Genomic DNA, 5388 nt, shown 5'->3' on the forward strand with positions numbered 1-5388 from the left:
CCGTTTGATACCGAAGACTTCGACGCCATCGCGCTGATTCTGCAGCAGCTTTGGCATAACAATTCGGATAACGATGAGTACAACCGCCTTGAGGCCGCGTGCGACCTCGCCTACTGCCTTTCGTCGTCGACGTTTTCACAGGTTGCCGTAATCGACGGTCAGGCGCGTGGTATTTCGCTCGCGCGTGCGGGACAGAGCTCCGGCGCCACCGTTAAGGAACATTGGATGGATACCGAACGCGCGCTGCTATCGCAGATGCGTGAGCTGGAGCCCGATGCCTGCGCCGAGTACCTCTCGTTTGTGCGCGCAACCATCCGGACCAACAACCGCCTGCTCGAGAGCAGCCCGTTGCCGCACGACAACGAGGTCACGCTGCTTGCCGTGGATCGCGATGTCCATGGCCTGGGCGTTGGCACGGTTCTGCTCGATGCCGCGGTCTCACACCTATCCTCGCTTGGAGCGACGAGGGCGCACCTGTACACCGACTCCAACTGCTCGTGGAAGTTCTACGAGCTGCACGGCTTTAAGCGCACGGCCACGCACCGCGCCAACCGCGAAGAGCGTCGCCACAACATGCCGCGCGAAAGCTTCCTCTACGAACTCGATCTAACAGCCTAAACCCAGCAGCCATACCTAGTCATTTAGGGATGTTCCCAGTGATTAGTCGTTGGGGACAGCCTTCGTAGGTAGCGCATAAAAATGGGATGGATCCGTCGGCAGTCGCCGGAGAAGATCCATCCCAAAAATCAGAGCGCGCTAGAACGTTCCGCCGCCGCCTCCGCCGACGCCGCCGCCTCCGCCGCCAGAGAAGCCGCCGCCTCCGCCGCCGCCCGAGCTGTCGGAGCTCGACGCCAGCTCACGGATGCTCTCGTGATACACGTCATCGAACGAATCGAGCGGAGACTCGCTGCCGTAATGATGGTAGTACCACCAGTAGCAGGGATAATTGTCATAGAAGCCGTCGGCCTCGCGCACCTCGGGCGGCACGGCCTCGGCAAGCTGACGCAGCACTTCCTTGGAAACACCCAGCGCCACACCCATCACCAGCAGCTTGTTCCACAGCACCAGATCGCCGGGGACGGCTTCCTTTAGACGCGTGAAGTCCTCGAGCCAATGCTTAAGTGCCTTGCAGCGAGCCGCCACCTCGGCGCCCTCCGGCGTAAAGCGGCGGAACGTAAGGCCCACGCCGATACCCACCAGCACAATCGGCACCGAGATAACCGCGGCGGTAATGTTCGCCTGCGCGCCATCGGTAAAGAAGATGGATCCCACGGGAACAAAGGCAATCAGGATACCAAGAACCAGGCAAAACACCATTGCAACAATGCCGTCCGAGGCAACGTACTCGCTATCGGCCAGCTTGCCCTTAACGGTGTTCTGATAGTCCTCGAGCTTGTCGCCCACGGGTGTAGCGTGCTGCTTGACGTAGTGCTGCAGCTCGTCGAACGTGCGCGAGCGATCGCCGTTCTCGTCAGGCTTAGCACCGGCAAAGAAGACCTTGAGCACCATGTGGTCAATGCCCTTGGCCGACTTCCAGCCCGCATCACTCACCGTCACGCGATACGTCTGCTCTTCTTTTTCACGCCCCAACAGACCCTTCTTGGCCTTGCTCACGGTCGCCTGCTCCAGCTTGATCACACGGTCGTCAGTGAGCTTCATAAGCGTGGCGATATATGCCTGATCGGGCACCTCGTTCCAGCTCATGAGGGCCGAAAGCACGGCGGGATGGTCGGCCGAAGGCACATCGCGGAAATATTCGTCCTGGAAAAGCGGCTTGGGCTTGCGCTTGCGCAGCTTGAGCATAACGATTGTGCCGGTAAAGGCCACCGCCGCAACAACACTTAGCACGGCAAGTGCATTGGCAATCATGCGAGCGTGAGCGCGGCGGGCGTTAGCTTCGTCGGCCCATTCCTTCTCTTCGCTCAGGATCGTTGACATGCGCTCTTCGCCCGAGGCGGTAAGCTGCGGCACCCAGTCGCTAGGGAAGGCGATGCGTGCCTCGGCGAATTCGCCCTGATGCACACAGGGAATGGTATAGGTGACCATGGGTTCGTCCGCATCGAGCGATACATCGCCCGTCAGCGGGCCGTGGCCCCATGCGCGGAAGTTATCGCCCTTGACGGCCGCCGTCCCGGCAGCGGCATTTGCGAAGCGCACTTCCATCTCGACATCGTCGGAATCCGCAGACCAGCCGTCGCCCACGAACTTCCAGTAGAGCTCGGCGGTATCGGCCCAGTTCATAACCGCACCGGTCATGGTGTAGCTCACGTAATAGATCGCGCTGGCGCCGCTCTCGTGGGGGCTGAACACCTTAATCCTTACGCCGTCACCGGTCTGCTCGACCGTGTAGACGCCAGAGTCGCCCTTGTTCGCGCTATCGACTTTGTTAAACGCGGTGTCCTCTTCCTCGACACTCAGCACGTCGACGTCCGCCGTGCCGCCCTGCTGGTTGGTGCCCGTATTGATCTCCCAAAACACGCCGTTGATGTCGTCGTCGAAATCAAACTGGCGTCCCTCGACAACGGTCAGCGATCCGTCGGCTTCGACCGTGGCGCTGATGTAGGTTTGGGTCATGGAATAACCGTCGGCGTGTGCGGCGGCGGGCAGTAGCAGCAATGCAAGCGCGACGAGTGCGCAGACGGAAGCAAATCGCGCAAACGGGCGGCGCTGCCGACAGGTTTTGGCAACGGGGGCGTTCATAGGCACATCCTTTGTCTGTGATACCAGCAACGCCATTGTCCCACGTTTACGGGCACACATGACGAACATCTAGGCCAGCGGAGTATCAAACGGGACGAAAGTCACGCCCGCACCCCGGCAGCTAGTCATTGGGGACGTCCTTAAATGACTAGTCATTAGGGACACCCTTGGCATGGCCCGCGCCAGCAATAGATACCACTTCACAGCTCTGTCACAGGTGTAGCGGCTTTGTGTGGGCGCGGCACGCGCTGATTGAGCCGCCAGCCGAGGGGCATAAAGCAGTTGAGCGAAAACGGTTTGCCCCTTTGCCGTTCGCTTGAGGATCATGTCCCCCTTTTCCGCGGAAACCCCGGCAGTTGCGAAGAGCTGCCGGGGTTTCTGTCGTTTGAGGGGTTGAAGGGGCTGAGCTTGGGGCGGTAATCGAGGTGTTGAGTCGGTGCCCGCCGCGCACAACACGCAGCCTCGGCAACTCGCGAGCATCGACGACGCCCCCCACCTCACTCCGCGCTATACTCGTCCGCATGGATATCAACGCATGCAACATAGCAACGCCCGCCGTGGCCACGTCGACGGCGCCCAACAGCAAGCTCGCCCCCGCCCTCGCGCCTGTCGTGGGCCGTTTTGCCCCGTCGCCCTCGGGCCGCATGCACCTGGGCAACGTGTTCAGCTGCCTGTGCGCGTGGCTTTCGGCCCGCAGCCAGGGCGGCAGCATCGTGTTGCGCATCGAGGACCTAGACGATCGCTGTAAGCGCCCGGAACTTGCCGCTCAATTGATTGACGACCTGGCTTGGCTGGGGCTTGAGTGGGACGAAGGCCCCTACTACCAGCACGATCGTCTAGATCTGTACGAGAGCGCCTTGCACCAGCTACAAGACGCCGGCCTCACCTACCCCTGTTTTTGCACGCGCGCCGAGCTCCACGCTGCGAGCGCGCCGCACGCCAGCGACGGCACGCCCATATACCGCGGCGCCTGCCGAGGCCTTTCTGCCGAGGAGGTTGCCCGCCGCAGCATCCTGCGCGCTCCGGCCACGCGCCTGCGCGTGCCCACCGTCGACGACCTCGCCAGCGACGTGATCGAATTCGTGGACCGCACGTACGGAGCCCAATGCGAAGCACTCGCCACCGAATGCGGTGACTTTTTGGTGCGCCGCAGCGACGGCGTGTTTGCCTATCAGCTGGCCGTGGTGGTCGACGACGCTGCCATGGGCGTCACCGAGGTCGTGCGCGGATGCGATCTGCTGGGCTCCACACCCCGCCAAATCTACCTGCAGCATCTGCTAGGACTTCCCACGCCGCGCTACGCGCACATTCCACTGCTCATGTCGCCGGACGGCCGCCGCCTTTCCAAGCGCGACCGCGATCTGGACCTGGGCGAACTACGCGCCCGCTTTGGCACGCCCGAGGCACTGCTGGGATGGCTCGCCGGGCAAACGGGCATCGCGCCGGACACCACGCCACGCTCTGCCGAGCAACTGGTCGAGCACTTTAGCTGGGATGTTATCCGTACGCATCGGGAAAACATCACTGTAACGGTCGAGTAGCCAGCCACCCCGCCCCTACGCGACATCCCAGGGCTGGAGTTCGTCGCCCAGGCGAACGATGCAGTCGTAGAGCACGGTATGGCGCTCGGCAGGGTTGGCATCCCGATGAAAATGCCCGTAGTACCAGCGCTTGTAATCCAAGCGGTCTTCCAGCTCATCGAAAAATGCCGTAAGCCGATCAACGGCGGGGTAATTCCAGCCGGGTGCCGGATAAAGCGTGGGCAAAAGCATGCGCGTGGAGCAGGTGTGGGTGATCACGTAGTCGACCTTCCAGCCCACGCTGTCGAGCTTTGCCCGCGCCTCCTCAAAGTTGCGCTCGTCCGGAAGCTCCTGCGGCCACCAGCTGGAATACGGAATGCGGTATTCCCTGTCCACGCTCGTGGCGCCGCCCATGGTAAAGACCGTTGAGCCGTCGAGCTCAAAAACCTCGCCGCGCGTCAGGCGCCGTATGGGCGAGGTATCCGACAGGCGCTGCGTCAGCCCACCGTGCCACAACTCCATGGGGCGCTCCGCCCAGTGATCGAAACGCTCGTGGTTGCCGTCGACAAACAGCACGGTGTAGGGCCGCGACTCCAGCCAGGCGATGTCGGCGCATTCCTCGGCAGAGAAATCCCACGGAAAGCCAAAGTCGCCCGCGACAATCAGATAGTCGTCGCTCGTCAAACTATCCCCAAGATCCCAGTCGCGCAGCTTTTGCATGTCGAGGCCGCCGTGAATATCGCCCGTCACATAGACCGTCATCGGATCACCACTTCCCTGTAAGTCGCTAGCCCACATTCTGCACGATCACTAAGTCAACCGTTCCAGCCCTTCCATCCTTTGGGACCTACCCCTCGCTCTTCCATCCAAACGGGTCAAACACCCAAAAGATCAGATCGAGCACGCCGCCGGTCATCATGGCGCCGGCAAGAGCCATGCAAACATGCAGAAAGCTGGCACTTCGGAGCACGTCGAACGGCCCCAGAACAGCCAGCAGCGCGACCGCTGCGCCGGCTACGCACAGCGCGAGGCACGGCCCCGCGTCCTTAACGCACTTCTTTGCGAGATGCTTTGCGTTGTCACTCATCGGTATCGAACTCCTTAGAGGGTCGTTGTTCAGACGCATGCCGCCGCGGCAGAGCGGGGCGGCAGGGTAAGTGTCACATGC

At 61.8% G+C, this 5388-nt stretch carries 5 protein-coding genes; 2 read left to right on the forward strand and 3 right to left on the reverse strand.

Annotated elements, in window-relative coordinates:
- On the forward strand, window positions 1–618 hold a 618-nt coding region (locus tag AB5405_RS09415), incomplete at its 5' end, for a GNAT family N-acetyltransferase (protein WP_368138298.1).
- 138 nt (window positions 619–756) lie between these two features.
- Here the strand turns inward: AB5405_RS09415 and AB5405_RS09420 are convergent.
- Window positions 757–2700, reverse strand: a complete 1944-nt coding sequence (locus tag AB5405_RS09420) for a DUF2207 family protein (RefSeq protein WP_368138299.1) — start codon at window positions 2698–2700, stop codon at window positions 757–759.
- Between the two features lie 521 nt (window positions 2701–3221).
- Between AB5405_RS09420 and gluQRS the strand changes: the two genes are divergently transcribed.
- Complete coding sequence (gene gluQRS, locus AB5405_RS09425) at window positions 3222–4241, forward strand: tRNA glutamyl-Q(34) synthetase GluQRS (protein ID WP_368138300.1); 1020 nt, start codon at window positions 3222–3224, stop codon at window positions 4239–4241.
- A 15-nt stretch (window positions 4242–4256) separates the two neighbouring features.
- Here the strand turns inward: gluQRS and AB5405_RS09430 are convergent, their stop codons facing one another.
- Together AB5405_RS09430 and AB5405_RS09435 are read right to left on the reverse strand one after the other, a co-directional pair.
- Window positions 4257–4982 carry a metallophosphoesterase gene (locus AB5405_RS09430; protein WP_368138301.1) on the reverse strand — a complete coding sequence of 242 codons (726 nt, stop codon included), beginning with the start codon at window positions 4980–4982 and terminating at the stop codon, window positions 4257–4259.
- Window positions 4983–5067: 85 nt separating this feature from the next.
- Complete coding sequence (locus AB5405_RS09435) at window positions 5068–5307, reverse strand: hypothetical protein (protein ID WP_349115424.1); 240 nt, start codon at window positions 5305–5307, stop codon at window positions 5068–5070.
- Window positions 5308–5388: the final 81 nt, after the last annotated feature.

The sequence above is a fragment of the Collinsella aerofaciens genome (assembly GCF_040920445.1).
GTDB lineage: Bacteria > Actinomycetota > Coriobacteriia > Coriobacteriales > Coriobacteriaceae > Collinsella > Collinsella aerofaciens_BH.

Coding starts and splice junctions, on each gene's coding strand:
- AB5405_RS09420 (WP_368138299.1), bottom strand. CDS start 2,700: ATGAACGCCCCCGTTGCCAAAACCTGTCGGCAGCGCCGCCCGTTTGCG.
- AB5405_RS09435 (WP_349115424.1), bottom strand. CDS start 5,307: ATGAGTGACAACGCAAAGCATCTCGCAAAGAAGTGCGTTAAGGACGCG.
- gluQRS (WP_368138300.1), top strand. CDS start 3,222: ATGGATATCAACGCATGCAACATAGCAACGCCCGCCGTGGCCACGTCG.
- AB5405_RS09430 (WP_368138301.1), bottom strand. CDS start 4,982: ATGACGGTCTATGTGACGGGCGATATTCACGGCGGCCTCGACATGCAA.